The organism is Streptomyces tendae (assembly GCF_014650435.1).
GTDB classification, from domain to species: Bacteria; Actinomycetota; Actinomycetes; order Streptomycetales; family Streptomycetaceae; genus Streptomyces; species Streptomyces tendae.
Genome location: NZ_BMUY01000121.1, coordinates 1 through 538, shown reverse-complemented (window position 1 = coordinate 538; position 538 = coordinate 1). Strand labels below are relative to the sequence as shown.

Below are 538 nucleotides of genomic sequence, written 5' to 3'. Positions count from 1 at the left end.
CGGGTGAAGATCCGCCACTCGCCCGCCCCGTCCATCCGGCCGGCTTCCACCACGTCCGACGGCACCGCCGCCGCGGCGTAGATCCGCGCCAGGTAGACCCCGTACGGGGAGAGGATCTGCGGCAGCAGCACGGACAGGTACGAGTCCGTGAGGTCCGCCTCCGCCATCAGCAGGTACTGCGGGATCGCCAGGATCACCGGCGGCATCAGCACCCCCGCGAGCAGGATGCCGAACACCGTCTCGCGGCCCCGGAAGCGGTACGTGGCCAGGGCGTAGCCGCTGACGGCGGACACGCACGTCGACAGCAGCGCGCCCAGCCCGGCGTACACGGCGGAGTTGGCCATCCACTGCCAGTAGACGCCCTCGCGGTAGGAGTTGAGGTCCGTGAGGTTCTCGGCGAAGCCGGTGCCCGGCCAGAAGGTGAACGTGGAGAACAGCTCGCGGCCGGACTTGGTGGACGCGATGACCACCCACATCACCGGCAGCAGGCAGTAGACCGCCCCGAGCAGCAGGGTCACCGTCGGGAGCAGCGCGATCC

At 70.3% G+C, this 538-nt stretch carries 1 protein-coding gene; it reads right to left on the bottom strand.

The annotated features are described in order from the left end of the window. A partial coding sequence (locus tag IE258_RS40930) for a carbohydrate ABC transporter permease (protein WP_189750856.1) occupies positions 1-536 on the bottom strand: 536 nt, incomplete at its 3' end. Positions 537-538 lie beyond the last annotated feature (2 nt).